The sequence below is a fragment of the Rhodococcus sp. NPDC058639 genome (assembly GCF_042717545.1).
Classification (GTDB): Bacteria; Actinomycetota; Actinomycetes; order Mycobacteriales; family Mycobacteriaceae; genus Rhodococcus.
On record NZ_JBHXRF010000006.1, the window covers coordinates 258,678 to 274,936 of the forward strand.

The 16,259-nt window shown below is 69.0% G+C and carries 12 protein-coding genes; 7 read left to right on the forward strand and 5 right to left on the reverse strand.

Annotated features, from left to right (window positions below; genetic code table 11):
- Nucleotides 1–24: 24 nt before the first annotated feature.
- Nucleotides 25–1,017 carry a siderophore ABC transporter substrate-binding protein gene (locus ACFWU2_RS14045; protein ID WP_378606921.1) on the reverse strand — a complete coding sequence of 331 codons (993 nt, stop codon included), beginning with the start codon at nucleotides 1,015–1,017 and terminating at the stop codon, nucleotides 25–27.
- A gap of 163 nt (nucleotides 1,018–1,180) precedes the next feature.
- Between ACFWU2_RS14045 and ACFWU2_RS14050 the strand changes: the two genes are divergently transcribed.
- Both ACFWU2_RS14050 and ACFWU2_RS14055 read left to right on the forward strand, forming a co-directional pair.
- On the forward strand, nucleotides 1,181–4,489 hold the full coding sequence (locus tag ACFWU2_RS14050; RefSeq protein ID WP_378606924.1) for an ATP-dependent helicase: 3,309 nt from the start codon (nucleotides 1,181–1,183) through the stop codon (nucleotides 4,487–4,489).
- The gene (locus ACFWU2_RS14055; RefSeq protein ID WP_378606927.1) at nucleotides 4,486–7,878 is read left to right on the forward strand and encodes an ATP-dependent helicase; all 3,393 of its coding nucleotides are present in this window, start codon (nucleotides 4,486–4,488) and stop codon (nucleotides 7,876–7,878) included. The genes ACFWU2_RS14050 and ACFWU2_RS14055 overlap by 4 nt, the downstream gene beginning before the upstream one ends.
- Here ACFWU2_RS14055 and ACFWU2_RS14060 read toward each other — a convergent pair.
- A complete protein-coding gene (locus tag ACFWU2_RS14060; RefSeq protein WP_378606930.1) occupies nucleotides 7,875–8,606 on the reverse strand; it encodes a MerR family transcriptional regulator in 732 nt (243 codons plus the stop codon). The two genes, ACFWU2_RS14055 and ACFWU2_RS14060, sit on opposite strands and share 4 nt — an antisense overlap.
- Nucleotides 8,607–8,719: 113 nt before the next feature.
- Between ACFWU2_RS14060 and ACFWU2_RS14065 the strand changes: the two genes are divergently transcribed.
- Nucleotides 8,720–9,937: an erythromycin esterase family protein gene (locus ACFWU2_RS14065; RefSeq protein ID WP_378606933.1), complete on the forward strand. Its 1,218-nt coding sequence runs from the start codon at nucleotides 8,720–8,722 to the stop codon at nucleotides 9,935–9,937.
- Between the two features lie 162 nt (nucleotides 9,938–10,099).
- On the forward strand, nucleotides 10,100–10,780 hold the full coding sequence (locus ACFWU2_RS14070) for an alpha/beta fold hydrolase (RefSeq protein WP_378606937.1): 681 nt from the start codon (nucleotides 10,100–10,102) through the stop codon (nucleotides 10,778–10,780).
- A gap of 9 nt (nucleotides 10,781–10,789) precedes the next feature.
- On the opposite strand, the gene ACFWU2_RS14075 is transcribed toward ACFWU2_RS14070, so the two are convergent.
- Complete coding sequence (locus ACFWU2_RS14075) at nucleotides 10,790–11,191, reverse strand: MauE/DoxX family redox-associated membrane protein (protein WP_378606940.1); 402 nt, start codon at nucleotides 11,189–11,191, stop codon at nucleotides 10,790–10,792.
- Between the two features lie 116 nt (nucleotides 11,192–11,307).
- Between ACFWU2_RS14075 and ACFWU2_RS14080 the strand changes: the two genes are divergently transcribed.
- Both ACFWU2_RS14080 and nudC read left to right on the forward strand, forming a co-directional pair.
- A complete protein-coding gene (locus tag ACFWU2_RS14080) occupies nucleotides 11,308–12,396 on the forward strand; it encodes a potassium channel family protein (RefSeq protein ID WP_378606943.1) in 1,089 nt (362 codons plus the stop codon).
- A 10-nt stretch (nucleotides 12,397–12,406) separates the two neighbouring features.
- On the forward strand, nucleotides 12,407–13,306 hold the full coding sequence (nudC, locus tag ACFWU2_RS14085; protein ID WP_378606946.1) for an NAD(+) diphosphatase: 900 nt from the start codon (nucleotides 12,407–12,409) through the stop codon (nucleotides 13,304–13,306).
- A 9-nt stretch (nucleotides 13,307–13,315) separates the two neighbouring features.
- Here nudC and ACFWU2_RS14090 read toward each other — a convergent pair whose 3' ends face one another.
- Complete coding sequence (locus ACFWU2_RS14090; protein ID WP_169619724.1) at nucleotides 13,316–13,570, reverse strand: mycoredoxin; 255 nt, start codon at nucleotides 13,568–13,570, stop codon at nucleotides 13,316–13,318.
- 130 nt (nucleotides 13,571–13,700) lie between these two features.
- On the opposite strand from ACFWU2_RS14090, the gene ACFWU2_RS14095 reads away from it, so the two are divergent.
- A complete protein-coding gene (locus tag ACFWU2_RS14095; protein WP_378606949.1) occupies nucleotides 13,701–15,836 on the forward strand; it encodes an ATP-dependent DNA helicase UvrD2 in 2,136 nt (711 codons plus the stop codon).
- On the opposite strand, the gene ACFWU2_RS14100 is transcribed toward ACFWU2_RS14095, so the two are convergent.
- A complete protein-coding gene (locus tag ACFWU2_RS14100; RefSeq protein ID WP_378606952.1) occupies nucleotides 15,825–16,202 on the reverse strand; it encodes a VOC family protein in 378 nt (125 codons plus the stop codon). The two genes, ACFWU2_RS14095 and ACFWU2_RS14100, sit on opposite strands and share 12 nt — an antisense overlap.
- Nucleotides 16,203–16,259 lie beyond the last annotated feature (57 nt).

The window sequence follows — 16,259 nt, forward strand, 5'->3', positions numbered from 1 at the left end:
CGCGGGCGCCAGGAGTGACGAATATCAGGACTTCTGCTGCTCGAGCAGGTCCGCGAGGGAGTTGAAGAACTCCGTGTACGTCTGGATGCTCTCGTTGGTGTAGGTATCGGTCGGCAGGAAGATCACCTTGCCGTCCTTGACCGCGGTGACGGACTTCAGTGCTTCGGTGTTCTCGATGATGTTCGCCGCGGGGACGAATCCTTCGCCGCCACCGTTGGCGGTTCCCGCGTCACGGTCCATCACGATGATCAGATCGGGGTTGGAGGCTGCGACGGCCTCGACCGAGATGTCGTCGCCCTGGTGGTTGTCGGAGCTCTCGGGCACCTCGAGCGACGGGGTGAAACCGAAGATGTCGAACATGGGGCCGATCGTGCGGCCGGTGCTCGGCGCGACGTAGCCGATTTCACCGCCGGAGGTGATCAAGCCCATCACGGACGTGTCGGGGGAGTAGGCGGCTTTCACACGCGCGATCGAGGCGTCGAACGCGTCGTTGAGGGCCTGAGCTTCCGACTGCTTGCCGAAGATCTCGCCGAGAACCGTGGTGCCGCGCTTGAGCTCGGCGTCGAACGGCTGGTCGTCGCGCGGCGCGACCTCGACGATTGCGGCGTCGGGCGCGAGGCGCTCGAAGTCCTCGCGGAACTGCGCGAACCGGCCGCCGTTGATGATGAGGTCGGGCTCGGCCGCGACAACCGCCTCGAGGTTGGGTTCGCGGTGGGTGCCGAGGTTGATGATGCTGTCGTCCTGCTTGTACCCGATCGTGCTCGGCATCAGGCTCACGGAACCGGCCGACAGGTCCACGCCCCACGAGTCGAGCGTCTCGAACGTGCTGTTGTCGGTCGCGACAACGGACTTCGGCGGAATCGCTACCGTCTGCTCGCCGAAGTTGTCCTCGACCGTGACCGTCTCGGCTGCCGCGGTGGCATCGGAATCGTCGGTCGTGGCGGTGGAGCACCCGGCCAGGGCGATGACGGCCAAGGCGCCGATTGCTGCGCGCCGGTAGTTACGAATCGCGTTCATAGCTGTGATCCTCGTTCTGCGTCGACGGTCGGCGGCGTGGTGCCGCGGCCGAGCAGAGCTTAACCTAGCCTTACCTACCCGTTGCTTCCGGTCGGTAATGATTCTCCGGGCGGGGAGACGGCAGGTGCCACCTGTTGTCGGGGGGATCTGATGGGATATCGATATGCCCGACCTCGACCTCCGTGTTCCCGACCGCTCGCGACGTCCTGCCGCGCGACTGGTCCGGCGACCGGATGTCGCGCCGGCCGCCAGGATGTGGCCCGACGACGTGCAGGCAGTGTTCGCCGACGCGCCGCCCGCCCCGCGATGGCGTCCCTGGCAGGTGCTCGGCGGGCCCGGTACCGGCAAGACCTCGCTGCTGGTCGACCTGGTGGTGCATCGCATCTCGTCCGGGGCAGACCCCGAGTCGGTCCTCGTGCTCACCCACTCCCGCCGTGCCGCGACGGCTCTGCGCGAAGCGATCACCACCGGGCTGCTGGGTGCCGGCGCACGCGCCACCCGGGAACCGCTGGTGCGCACCGTCCACTCGTACGCCTTCGCGGTGTTGCGCCTACAGGCAACAGCACACGGCAACCCGCCGCCGCGACTGATCACCGGCGCCGAACAGGACGCGGTCCTGCGCGAACTGCTCCGTGGCGACATCGACGACGGTGCCACCGTGTGGCCCGAGCGTCTCCGCCCCGCCCTCGGCATGACCGGATTCGCCGTGGAACTCCGCGATCTGATGCTGCGTGCCAGCGAGCGCGGGCTCGGTCCCGAAGACCTCGTCGCACTGGGCGAGCGGCGTGATCGCCCCGAGTGGGTCGCGGCCGGGCGATTCGCGCAGCGGTACGAGCAGGTCATGCTGCTGCGCGGCGCCGTCGGTCTCGAAGCGCCGGAAGCGACTGCGCCCGCGCTCGACGCGGCAGAACTCGTCGGGGCGGCGCTTGCCGCCTTCGCGACCGACCCGGATCTGCTCGCGTCCGAGCGCAACCGGGTCCGTCACCTGCTCGTCGACGATGCGCAGCACCTCGACCCGCAGGCGGCTCACCTCGTGCGGGTGATCGGCACCGGTACCCGGACGAGCACCGTCGCGGGCGATCCCGACCAGAGCGTGTTCGGTTTCCGCGGTGCCGATCCCACCTTTCTCGAACGGTTGGCCGACGACGACCTGTCCCGCCGCATCGTGCTCGGCACCAATTACCGGGCTGCGCCCGCGGTAGCGGCGGTGACCCACCGCGTCGCGCGCAGAGTGCCCGGTCTGCCTCCCCACCGCGGCGCCGCCCCCGCACCCGGCGACGAGCTGGGCAGTGTGCGCGTCGCCGTGCAGCCGTCACAGGCGAAGGAAGCCGCGCTCGTCGCCGACACCCTGCGCCGCGCCCACCTCGTCGACGGAGTGCCCTGGTCCCGCATGGCGATCGTCGTCCGGTCGGTGCCGCGGGTCCTCGCACCGCTGCGACGCGCGCTGCTCGCCGCAGGCGTCCCCATGACCACCGCGGCCTCCGAACTGCCTCTCGCCCGGCAGCACAGCGTGGCAGGTCTGCTGCTCGTGCTGCGGGCAGTGTCCGGTCGCCGGTTCGGCGGCGAGGAGGCGCTCGCGCTGCTGTCGGGTCCGGTCGGTGGTGCCGAACCCGTCGCCCTGCGTCGTCTGCGGCGAGGTCTGCGCCGCGTCGAATTGGCGTCCGGGCGCGACCGCGACTCTGCGGAACTGCTGCGCCTGCTGCTCACCGACGGCGACGGCGGTGACAACGGCGGCGAGACCGCCCACCTCGTCCGCGGCCTGACCGAGGTGGAGTCCGCGCCGCTGCGAAAGGTTCTCGGCGTGCTGCGCAAAGCCCGCTCCGCGGCCTTGCGGGGTGGCGGCCTCGAAGATGTGCTGTGGGAGGCCTGGCAAGCTACCGGTCTCGAACGACGCTGGGCCGCCGCTTCGGCCCGCGGCGGACCCGTCGGCGCGCAGGCCGACCGCGACCTCGACGCCGTCGTGGCCCTGTTCGACGCCGCCGCCGATTACGTCGACCGCCTACCCCGCGCGCAGGTCGCAGGATTCGTGGATTACCTGACCGAACAGGAGATTCCCGGCACCGTGCGCACCCGGTTGGTCGCCGAGACCGAAGCGGTGACGGTGGTGAGTGCGCATTCCGCCGCAGGGCGCGAATGGGACGTCGTCGTGGTCGCCGGTGTGCAGGAAGGCTTGTGGCCGAGCCTGCGGGCGCGCGGCACACTGCTCGGCATCGAATCGCTCATCGACGCGGTGTCGGGCGCCGACGGTGGTGAGCATGCATCGGTGCGGTTGTCGCGCATGGCACCACTGCTCGCCGACGAGCGCAGGCTGTTCCTCGTCGCCTGCAGCCGAGCCCGCACACACCTCCTGGTCACCGCGGTCGATTCGGTGAGCGGTGATACCGAACTCGTACGTTCGCGGTTCGTCGACGAACTGCTCGGCGGCGACGATTCCGATGCGGCGCCCGACCCCGAGATGCCCGAAGAGGTGCGCATCCGGGTTCTCGCGTTGCCCGCGCTCGTCGCCGAATTGCGCAGCGTGGTGTGCGATCCGCTGGTCGCCGAACACGAACCGGAGCGGCAGCGCACGGCAGCCGCGCAACTGGCCCGGCTCGCCCGGGCGGGCGTGCGCGGTGCCCACCCCGACGATTGGTACGGCACTTCCGATCCCAGTACCGCCGCGCCGCTGTGGGATCCCGACGACGACGCGGTCCGGTTGTCTCCGTCCACCGTCGAACAACTCGTCACCTGCCCGCTGCGATGGATGTTCGAGCGGCACGGAGGTGCCGACGGCGAGAACAGCCACGCTGTCACCGGCACGCTCGTCCACACGCTCGTGCAGGCCCTCGCCGGCCGTATCCCACCCGAGCGCATCGATCAGGCTCTCGAAAAAGCCTGGGATTCAGTTGATTTGGGATCCGATTGGTATGCGAAACGTGAACTCGAACGCACCCGCCGCATGCTCGACACATTCTCGACCTGGCTGCAGGGCACGCGCAGCGACCTCACCGAGATCGGCGTCGAGGTCAGTGTCGACGGAATACTGGAACCGCCCTCCGACGACCTGCCGCGCGTGCGGTTGAAGGGTCGCATCGACCGGCTCGAACGCGACCCCGACGGGCGGCCCGTCGTCGTCGACGTCAAGACCGCGAAGAACCCTGTGTCCAAGGACGCCGCGCGCGACCACGCACAGCTCGCCGCATACCAGGTGGCGGCCGCTGCCGGAGCGATCGAAGGGGAACCGGCGTCGTCGCCCGGCGGTGCCCGGCTGGTGTTCGTGGCCAAGCCCCACAACAAGGAGGGCGCGACCCAGCGTCTGCAGCCGCCCCTCGACGAGGAGGGCCTCGCCCACTGGCGAGGGGTGATCCACGAGGCGGCCGCGGCGACGCAGGGACCGCAGTTCCTCGCGCAGGTCAACGACGGCTGCCGGCATTGCCCGGTGCTGTCCAGCTGCCCTGCCCACGACGAAGGAAGGCAGGTGACGGACGGATGACGACCCCCGGAGTGAGTGCCGCGCGGCTGGCCGAGGCGCTCGGTCAACATCCACCGACCGACGAGCAGGCCGCCGTCATCGAAGCGCCCATGGGGCCCGTACTCGTCGTGGCCGGTGCCGGAGCAGGCAAGACGGAGACGATGGCCGCACGGGTGGTGTGGCTCGTCGCCAACGGTCTTGTCGAACCGGAACAGGTTCTGGGCCTCACCTTCACGCGCAAGGCGGCCCAACAGCTCACCGCTCGCATCCGAACCCGTCTCGCGAAACTCGCAGGCTCGGCCCTGATCCGGGATCTGGACCCGGAGGGAGGCCTGCGCGCCCGCATCCTCGCCGGTGAGCCCGAGGTGGGGACTTACCACGCGTACGCCGGCCGGTTGCTCGGTGAGCACGGCTTGCTGCTGCCGATCGAACCGACGGCAGCGCTCCTGTCGGAAACGGAATTGTGGCAGGTCGCCCACCGGGTCGTCAGCGCGTGGGACGGCGAACTCGACACCGACCGTAGCCCGGCGTCGGTGACCGAGGCGGTGCTCGCGCTGTCCGGCCAGCTCGCCGAACACCTCGTCGAGCCGGAAGACCTTCGCGAGGCGCACACCGAACTCGACAAGCTGATCCATTCGCTGCCGGCAGGGCCGGGCCAGCGCGGCGGACCGTCGAAAACGCTTCTCGGATACCTGGAGACACAACACGACCGGTTGCAGTTGCTCCCGCTCGTCCAGCGACTGTCCGACACCCTCCGCAGGGAAGGTGCCCTGGATTTCGGCAGTCAGATGTCGCTCGCCGCGCGGGTCGCCCGCGATCACTACGAAGTGGGCGCCGGGGAACGCGAACGGTTCCGGGCCGTGCTGCTCGACGAATACCAGGACACCGGCCACTCGCAGCGCGTGTTGCTCGGATCGCTGTTCGGAGGTGCTCAGGATCCGGATCTCGCGGTCACCGCCGTGGGTGACCCGATGCAGTCGATCTACGGCTGGCGCGGCGCCTCGGCGGCGAACCTCCCGCGATTCGCCACCGACTTCGCGCTGCCCGGCGGGCGTCCCGCGCCCACCCTCGAACTGCTGACCAGCTGGCGCAATCCCCCCGAAGCTCTGGACCTCGCGAACGTCTCGTCCGAACCCCTGCGTGATCGTGGCGTGGCGGTCAGCCGCCTGCGGCCCCGGCCCGACGCCGTCCCCGGCGACGTCCGATTGGCGCTGCACACCGACATCGAGGCCGAGCGCGACTGGGTCGCCGACCGCATCGCCGCGGAGTACGCAGCCGCGCGGGAGGCCGGAAAACCACCGCCGAGTGCGGCGGTGCTGGTGCGGCGCAACGCCGACGCCGCGCCGGTCGCCGAAGCCCTGCGTGCCCGCGACCTGCCGGTGGAGGTCGTCGGTATCGGGGGCCTGTTGCACACGCCCGAGGTCGCCGACCTGCTCGCCATGTTGCGGCTCGCGGCAGACCCACTGGCCGGCAGTGCCGCCGTGCGTGTGTTGACCGGTGCCCGGTGGCAGATCGGCGCCGCGGACCTGAAGGCACTGTGGCGGCGCGCCCAGAAACTCGCCATCGCCGGTCGCTACGGAGTGGCCGGTGCCGTCACCGACCCCGACGCGCTCGACGAGGCCCTCGATTCCTCGCTGCCCGGCGAATACGCCGACCAGGCCGGCCTGGCAGACGCCATCTCCGACCCGGGTGATCCCGACCAGTACTCGGAATTCGGGTTCGCGCGCATCACCGCGCTGGCCCGCGAACTCGCCTCGCTGCGTGAGCGTCTCGGCCAGCCGCTCACCGAACTCGTTGCCGAGGTCGAACGCGTTCTCGGTATCGGTATCGAGGCGGAAGCGCGAGTCGGCGGTCGCGGCGGGGTCGCCGGCCGCGAGCACCTCGACGCGTTCGCCGACGTGGTCGCGTCGTACGCGGCGCGCACCCACGCGACCCTTGGCGGACTGCTCGGTTATCTCGCGGCTGCGGAGGAGATCGAAAAGGGGCTCGCGCCAGGGGAGGTCGAAGTCGACCCCGAACGGGTGCAGATTCTCACCGTCCATTCGGCGAAGGGGCTCGAATGGGAGGTCGTGGCGGTTCCGCATGTCACCGCGGGCGTCTTTCCGTCCTCGTCTGCCGCCGCGACGTGGCTGGGGTCCGTCACCGAACTACCCCCGCAACTGCGTGGCGACCGCGCGCTGCCGGGTGACGATCCGGGGTCGAGCACCGACGGAGTGCCGGTGCTCGAACTCGACGACATCTTCGACCGCAAGATGCTCGAGAACGCCATCGACCGCCACAAGGGCGCCCTCAAAAGTCGCAAGCTCGACGAGGATCGCCGGTTGTTCTACGTCGCGCTCACCCGCACCGAGCGTGCGTTGTTCGTGTCGGGTCACCACTGGGGTGATACGGGGGCCGAACCGAAGGGCCCGTCCGAGTTCCTCGAAGAGATGCACGAATTGGTCACTGCACGAAGCGAACTGGGGAAGATCGAGGTGTGGGAGCCGGCACCGGAACCCGGCGCTCGCAACCCCATGACCGAGTCACCCCGCAGTGCCACCTGGCCTCGCGACCCACTCGGTTCGCGTCGTGCCGACGTCCAGCGGGGAGCTGCGCTCGTGCTCTCGGCACTCGACGCCGGCGAACCCGATCCGCCCGGCAGTAGCCAGGACGATCCGGACGACTGGGCAGCCGACGTCGATGCGTTGCTCGCCGAACGGGAACAGCGGTTCGAACGGGCAGCCGAGGTGATGCTCCCAGCACAGTTGTCGGTCAGCCAACTGGTCGACCTCGCGACCGACCCGGAGGCGCTGGCAGCACGTCTGCGTCGTCCGCTGCCGTTCCGGCCGAACCCGCTGGCGCGCCGGGGTACCGCCTTCCACGCGTGGCTCGAACGCCGTTTCGGCGCGACCCGTCTGCTCGACCTCGACGAACTTCCCGGCGCCGACGACGAAGGCGGCGACGAATCCCACTTCGAGCGGCTGCAGGAGGCGTTCCTGCGGTCGCCGTGGGCTGCCCGAAACCCGGTCGAGGTGGAGGTCCCGTTCGAGACGTCGCTGGGCGGCACCGTCATCCGTGGTCGCATCGATGCGGTGTTCGAGGATCCCGACGGAGGCTGGACGGTCATCGACTGGAAGACCGGTGCCGAGCCCGACGCGGACACACTGGCGTCGGTCGGGCTCCAGCTGGCGGCGTACCGGCTGGCGTGGGCGCAGCTCATGGCGGCCCGCATCACACGCATCACCGGGCGACCGGCCGAGCCTCCACTGGACAAGGTGCGTGCGGCATTCCATTACGTCCGTACGGGCCGCACCGTCGCACCCGAGGATCTCCCCGGCGCGGCCGCGATGGAACAGCTCGTGCGGGGTGCCGGGGACGACTCTGCCGGGGATGCCGGACAGCCGGGGGAGCCTGTGCCGCCGCTCTCCTAGCGGGAGCGGGGTGGTGCCGCGGTGTCGGAGGATGCAGCGCTGTCGAGTAGGGACAGGTAGGCGTCGAGTTTTCCCGCGCCGGCAAGGAGGTCCCGGCTGCGCTCAGCCAACCGCACCTGCCAGGAGTCGAGGAACCGGCTCAGTGCGTCCGCACCGCCCGCGTCGCGCAGTGATGCGAGGAACCGGGCGACCTGGCGCAGCGGGTAGCCGCCCCGGCGCAACTGCCGCGCGATCTCGGCGTCGTGCACGGACTCGGCACCGTACATGCGATAACCGGTCGCGCGGTCACGTTCGGGGCGGAGGATTCCCTGGGACTCCCAGGCCCGCAGCGTTGCCGCGTGAACTCCGAGTTTTCGCGCCAGTTCGCCCACGGTGAGGGGCCGGCCCGGGACAGGAGCAGGTCCCGTCGCGGTGAGACCACCGAGAACCGTCGCGACCTCTGTTCGGGTGTCGCGTTCGGTGAGCACCGCGACGTGTGTTGCGTCGATCAGCCGGTAAGCGGACTCGGTGTCGTTCCGATTGACCGCACGCATGATCTCCGTCGCTCGTCGGTGCCCGTGTCCGCGCCGCAACGTGAGGAAAGCGCGCAGAGCGTGGCCGTGAAGAGGGGTGTAGTACCGGTAGCCGGCCTCGGTGCGCTCGGTCGGCGGGAAGATGCCCGCATCGTCGTAATTGCGGATCGCCTGTGCGGACAATCCGTGTTCGCGAGCGAGGTCGACCGGACGCATCGTATTTCCTTCGTTTGAGGCTTGGATCTCCCGATGGTGCGTCGACGGGAGACAACCTTCACTCGATTCTTCAACGATAGCGTCGAAGGCAGGTTTTCCGGGAAGGAGATTTCATGTCAACGACCGCATCGCTGACCGATATCTGCCGGCAATTGGACACGCCGCGAGATCTGGGCAGCGCCTTCGACGAGTTGCTCGCCACGCGGCAGGAACCTCCGAGCCTGCTCGCCCTCGGCGAGCCGACCCACGGGATCGCCGCATTTCCCCTGCTGCGCAACGAACTTCTCTGTCACCTCGTCGAACGTGGATACCGCTCCATCGCGCTGGAGACCGATATCCTCGCCGCCTCTGTCGTCGACGACTATGTCGGGGGCGGGGCAACGGAGATCGACGACGTCCTCGAGCGTGGCTTCAGTCATGGTTTCGGCCGCGTCCCGGGCAACCGCGAACTCGTCGAATGGCTCCGTGGCTACAACACCGATCGTCCCGCCCGGAATCGGGTGCGCTTCTACGGATTCGACGCCCCGGTGGAGTTCTCCGGCGCGCCCAGCCCGCGACACGCACTGTCCTTCGTCCTGGAGTACCTGCCCGCTGCGCTGCATCCGGACTCGGCCCGAGACGTCGACGGACTCTTCGGCGACGACACGGACTGGACGAACCCAGCCGCGATGGTCGACCCGGCTGCGTCCATCGGGGACTCCGAGCGCGCTCGCGCCCTGCGCCTCGTCGCGGATGACCTCGTCAGCGTGCTGTGCCGCGCAGCGCCCGTCTTCGCTCTCACCGATCCGGTGGCTTACGCCGATGCCCTCACGTACGCGCGCACCGCTCGGGGCCTGCTGCGTTACCACGCCGCCATGGCTCGCACCGCGCCCGACCGCATCGCCACTCTGCTCAGCCTGCGCGCCGACATGATGGCCGAAAACCTACTTGCGATCGTGTCCAGGGAGAAAAGCCGCGGGCCGAGCCTGGTGTTCGCACACAATGCCCACCTCCAGCGGATGCAGTCGTCCATGCCAGTCGGTGCCGAGGAAGCGATATGGGGAAGTGCCGGTGCGCTCGTCGGCCTCGCCCTCGGAGAGCGCTACGTGTTCGTCGCGGCGGACGCCGGGCCGCACAGCCGTCCAGGAACCCTTCAGGGCGCACTCGCCGAGGCGACCGCACGGCGCGCCCTGTTCCCTGCCAAGCCCTTGCACGCTGCCCTTCCACGGTCGATCGGCACGGGCGAACCCCTTGTCCGAGGACACATTCCGCTGAGTCCGGCCGACGTGGAGCGTGCCGACGCGATCGTCTTCGTTGCCGACACCGACGGACATCAGCATCGGTACTGGTAGAGCGCCACGTCGATGATCGTCCGGCTCGGGGAGGGCCGCAGGACAGAGGTACATCCGCGGTCTGCAGCGGAGGGAAACGAGGTTCGGGCCTGGGGAACCCGCTGTGCAGGCCCACCACGCGCCCTTACGCTCGTAGGCACCGTTCGACGGAAAGGGGCGGCCGTGTCGACCTTCGTGCTGTTGCCGGGAGCAGGGTCGGACTCGTGGTACTGGCACCGGGTGGTGCCGATCCTGGAGGGACGCGGGCACGACGCGCTCGCCGTCGACTTCCCGTACGCCGACGACAACGAGAACCAGGACTCGTACGCAGACCTCGTGGTTGCGGCGCTCCGCGACGCTCGCAGGCCCCGCGTGGTGGTGGCGCAATCGATGTCGGCATTCACCGCGGTTCGTGTCGCAGAGCGGTGTGCTGTGGACGAACTCGTGCTGGTGGCACCGATGATCCCTGCGCCCGGCGAATCACCGGCGCAGTGGTGGGGCAACGTCGGGCACGAGGATGCTCAGCGGGAGCAAGCCGTCGCAGACGGACGGAACCCCGATGCACCGCTCGATATGCGGGAGTTGTTCTTCCACGACATCCCGGACGCTCTCACCGAGGAAGCGTTCGCCCAGGAGGAACCGCGCCTGTCGGACGCGGCGTTCGAACCCTCCTGGGATGCCGAGTTCTGGCCCGACGTTCCGGTGCGGGTTGTCGCAGGCCGACGCGACCGGCTGTTCCCGCTCCCGTTCCTGACAGAACTGTCCCGTGCGCGAGTCGGTGTCGACCCGGTGGTCGTCGACTCGGGACACCTTGTGGCGCTTGCACGCCCGTCCGAACTCGTCGACATCCTCCTCGGCCCGTAGGCGCACGGGTCAGCGGCGGTGAGCCCCCGGGGCGAGGCGACGCACCTTGAGGGCCTCGGTGACGAGAGGGATCTGCAGCGGCAGTCGTGCCACCGCGACGGCCTTCGCCGCAGGTGAGATCCGGTTGTTGCGCAGCCATGCGACGGCCATCTGCGCGTTCGCCGGGAACACCGCGAGAAACAGCGCAGCAGCCAGCGCGCCACCCGTTCGCCGGGTACGCGGAACCACGAGTGCGAGCCCGACCGCGATCTCGGCGACTCCCGAGACGTAGGTGTAGGTGCGGGCGTTACCGGGCAGGGCGCGGGGGACGATGCCGTCGAACGGCTGCGGTCGGACGAAGTGCATAGTGCCTGCGCCGAGGAGCAATGCGGCGAGCCGCAACGCCGGTCGTCGGGACGGTTGGGTGGACATAGGCGCCACAGTAGCGGGCTGCGCGTAGGCTGCGATCCGAATCGATGGCCGTCCGGCATCGCTACGGTGTAAGTGAGGTCCCCCCCTGGGGACCGAGACGAGGTGGAGTAGGCACGATGCCCGGTAGATTGCGTGCGAGGTTCAGTCGCTCCGATCAGCTCACCGAGCGTCCGGACTTCGCTTTGGTGGGCGTCCTCCGGGTGCCGGAAGAGCAGACGAGTCCCGGTATCGCGATCGCGCGCCGCATCGGATACGCGTTCGCGGCGCTGCTGTTCGCGGTGGTGGTCGTCTACCTCGACCGCGACGGGTACCGCGACGCGCAGGGCGACGCGTTGTCGTTCCTGGACTGCCTCTATTACGCGACCGTGTCGCTGTCGACCACCGGGTACGGCGACATCACTCCGTTCACACCCGAAGCCCGCCTGATCAACGTTCTCGTGATCACCCCGCTGCGGGTGTTCTTCCTGATCGTGCTGGTCGGAACGACGTTGTCGGCTCTGACCGCAAGTTCACGACAAGCATTCAAGATCCAACGATGGAGGCGCCGCGTGCGTAATCACACCGTCGTCATCGGCTACGGCACCAAGGGCCGTACCGCCGTCGACGCCATGCTGGGCGACGGGGTCGCCCCATCCGACATCGTGGTGGTGGACACCGATCCCGTCGTCCTGGAATCCGCGGCAGGACAGGGGCTCGTGACCGTCCAGGGTTCGGCAACCAAGTCGGACGTGCTGCGCCTCGCGGGTGTGCAGCACGCTGCCGCTGTCATCGTCGCCGCGAACCGCGACGACACCGCGGTGCTGGTGACCCTGAGCGCCCGCGAGATCGCCCCCAAGGCCAAGATCGTCGCCGCCATCCGCGAGTCCGAGAACACGCACCTGCTGCGGCAGTCCGGTGCCGACTCGGTGGTCATCTCGTCCGAGACCGCGGGCCGCCTCCTCGGTATCGCCACGACGACACCCAACGTGGTCGAGATGATCGAGGATCTGCTCACCCCCGAAGCCGGATTCGCCATTGCCGAACGCGACGTGGAACCGTCGGAGATCGGCGGTTCGCCGCGACACCTCAAGGACATCGTCCTCGCCGTGGTGCGCGACGGCCGGATGTGGCGGATCGGCTCGCCCGAGGTGGATGCGGTGGAGGTCGGCGACAAGCTGCTCTACATCCGGCTCGTGGGCACGCAGCCGGGCGCGATGCGCGGCTAGTGTGCTCGAAGTGACCAGTTTCTCTCTGTCCGGTACCCCACTCCTGTCGCGCACCGTCGTCGAGCGCGCCGAAGAGCTTCGTTCCGACGAGGACGCGCTGCGCGCGGGGTGGGCCGACGCGAAACTCCTGAAGGTGGACCGACGGGGACAGGTGCCCGTGGCGGACGGTGCCCTGGTGTTTCGTGCCGCCGCGGAACTCGGCCCCGAGCCGGTCCCCGGGGCGGTGTTTCTCGGTGCGCGCGACGAGCGGCACGTGTGGGCCGTCCGCGTTCTCGCACAGACGGGAGAGGTCGCGGACCTGCGCAAGGTCGGCGACACGCTCGACGACGCGGACGCGGATCTCATGGTGAGTGCGGTGGCCCTGCTCAACTGGCACGACCGGGCCGGGTTCAGTGCGGTCGACGGTTCGGTCAGCGAACCCACCATGTCCGGATGGTCGCGGATCAGTTCGGAGACCGGGCACGAGGAATTCCCGCGCACGGACCCGGCGGTCATCTGCCTGGTGCACGACGGGGGCGACCGGGTGCTGCTCGCGCGTCAGCCGGTGTGGCCGGAGCGGCGCTTCTCGGTCCTCGCAGGATTCGTCGAGGCGGGCGAATCGCTGGAATCGTGTGTGGTGCGGGAGATCCGCGAAGAAGTGGGCGTCGACGTGCGTGACATCCGCTACCTCGGAAGCCAGCCGTGGCCGTTTCCGCGGTCTTTGATGCTCGGGTTCGCGGCCGTCGCCGACCCCGCTCAGCCCCTGGAATTCAGGGACGGCGAGATCGGCGAGGCGCGCTGGTTCACACGCGACGAGGTGCGCGATGCGCTCGAGGTCGGCGACTGGGCGTCGGCCGACGAGGTACCCCTTCTGCTCCCGGGCTCGATCTCCATTGCACGGGGCATGCTCGAAGGATGGGTCCGGGGCTGATCCGGGCCGTTACAGACCGAGCGCGCGCTTGACCGCCGACAGCGGCGGGTTGGTGGCGGTGGTGCCGTCTGCGTACTTGACGGTCGGCACGATGTGGTTGCCGTCGTTGACGCTGCCGACGAATTCCGCTGCCGAGGGATCGGCCTCGATGTCGATCTCGGTGTAGGCGATGCCGTTCTCGTCGAGCTGCTTCTTCAGACGCTTGCAGTAGCCGCACCACGTGGTGGAGTAGACGGTCAAGGCGGGTGCATCGGTGGTGGTCATGACTTCGAGAACATCACAACCGCCGCGATCTGTTCCGACCGGTCCCCGAATGTGGTCGTGGACACAGCCGATATGCCTGCACAGGATGTGCGGCGCCGCGTTGTCGGCTCGCACTGTCATGATGGAGGCCATGCGTGTGGATGCGGTTGCGGACGGCCTGGACCCTCAACAGGCGGCGGCTGTGCGGGCGCCGCGTGGCCCCGTGTGCGTGCTGGCCGGCGCCGGGACGGGCAAGACCCGCACCATCACCCGCCGCATCGCGCACCTCGTCTCCGACGGGCACGTCGCAGCCGGCCAGGTTCTGGCAGTCACCTTCACCGCGCGGGCCGCGGGGGAGATGCGCTCGCGGCTGCGTGAACTGGGGGTCGGCGCGCCGGGACCGTCGGTGCAGGCCCGTACCTTCCACGCCGCGGCGCTGCGGCAGCTGCGGTATTTCTGGCCGCAGGTCGTCGGCGACACTCCGTGGCAGTTGCTCGATCGCAAGTTCGCCGTCGTGTCGCAGGCGGCACATCGGTGCGGCTTCCCGACCGACACCGACACCGTGCGCGACCTGCTCTCCGAGATCGAGTGGTCCAAGGGGTCGCTGATCGCGCCGGAAGACTATCCGGCCACGGTTGCGCGGGTCCGCCGCGAGCCGCCGGCCGTCGCCGAGCGCGTCGCAGCGGTGTACGAGATGTACGAGTCGCTGAAGTTCCGTGGCGACGAAGGTTTCTACCTGGACTTCGACGATCTGTTGTTGCACACGGCCGCCGCGCTCGAGGACAACACCGCGGTCGCCGACGAGTTCCGGGACCGCTACCGCTGTTTCGTCGTCGACGAATACCAGGACGTGACGCCGCTGCAACAGCGCGTGCTCGACGCATGGCTCGGTGACCGCGACGACCTCACCGTCGTCGGCGACGCCAACCAGACCATCTACTCGTTCACCGGCGCTTCGCCCAAGTACCTGCTCGACTTCTCGCGCCGGTTCCCCGACGCCACCGTCGTCCGGCTCGAACGCGACTACCGCTCGACCCCGCAGGTGGTGGAACTGGCCAACCGCGTCATCGGCGAAGCCCGCGGGCGGATCGCCGGCACCCGGCTGAAGCTGATCGGACAGCGACCGCCCGGTCCGGAACCCACGTTCGCCGAGTACGACGACGAACCCGCGGAGGCGAAGGCCACGGCCAAGGCGATCGCCAAACTGTTGCGCGACGGCGTGCCGGCCTCGGAAATCGCGGTGCTCTACCGGATCAACGCGCAATCGGAGGTGTACGAGCAGGCCTTCACCGAGACCGGCATCCCGTACCAGGTGCGCGGCGGCGAGGGCTTCTTCAACCGCGCCGAGGTGCGGCAGGCGGTCAACGCGCTTCGACAGGTCGACGCACGCAACGACCTGCCCGAGGGCGCCGATCGTGGTTCCCATCTCGTCACGCTGGTGCGTGCCACGCTGGTGCCACTGGGGCTGACCGACACCGAACCCACCGGCGCGCAGGCCCGCGAACGGTGGTCCTCGCTCACGGCGCTGGTCCAGCTCACCGAGGAACTGCTCGAGCACGAACCCGACCTGACGCTCACCGGTCTGCTGCGCGACCTCGCGGCCCGCGCCGAGTCGCGCCAGCCTCCCACGGTCCAGGGCGTGACGCTCGCGTCGCTGCACGCGGCGAAGGGGCTCGAGTGGGACGCGGTGTTCCTCGTCGGGCTCACCGACGGCACCCTGCCGATCACCCACGTCACCGGAGACAAGGACACTCCACCGGACGAAGCGGGTATCGAGGAGGAACGTCGTCTGCTCTACGTCGGTGTCACCCGCGCCCGGGTGCACCTGTCGCTGTCGTGGGCGTTGGCGCGCACCGAAGGCGGGCGCCGCTCACGGCGGCGGTCTCGCTTCCTGAACGGGCTGATTCCGGACAGTTCTCCGGCGTCGAAGATCGTCGAGCCGGCCTCACCGAAGAAGAAGCGTCCGCAGTGCCGGATCTGCGGTAAGCCGCTCCTGGGCACGACCTCGACGATGCTCGGACGTTGTGAGGGCTGTCCGTCCGACCTCGACGAGGAATTGCTCGTCGCACTGAAGGAATGGCGCCGCGAGCGATCGAAGGAGCTGAAGGTCCCCGCCTACGTCGTGTTCAGCGACAACACCCTGGTGGCGATTGCGGAACAACAGCCGCGCGACGACCGCGCGCTTGTGTCGATTCCCGGCATCGGCGCGAAGAAACTCGAGCAGTACGGCGCCGACGTGCTCGCGCTCGTCCGAGGCGAACGTACGGCGGCGGCGCTAGATATCTAGGCCCACCGGTTCCACACAGAGGCAGAAGTGGTGGCCCGCAGGGTCGCGGTACACCCGGAAATCCTTGGTGCTCGACGGATCGTCGACGCGGGTCGCACCGAGCTCGAGCGCGAGACGTTCGGCGTCCTCGAATTCGGGGACGTAGAAGTCGAGGTGTACGTGCACACTTTCGGAAGGCCAACGCGCGGGCGTGAAATCGGGTGCGCGTTGGAATGCGAGCGAATTCGCGTCGTCGCGCGCGAGTTCGACCCAGTGGTCGTCGTCCTGCGCGGTGGTCCAGCCGAGCAGGCCCCGGTAGAAGCCCGCGAGTGCGCGGGGATCGGGACAATCGAGAACCGATACAAATTTCGTCGTCGACAGTGGCATGGCCGGGACTCTAGTCCCGCGTGAGGGTGCGAGCGGCGAATCGAACCACGCTTGACA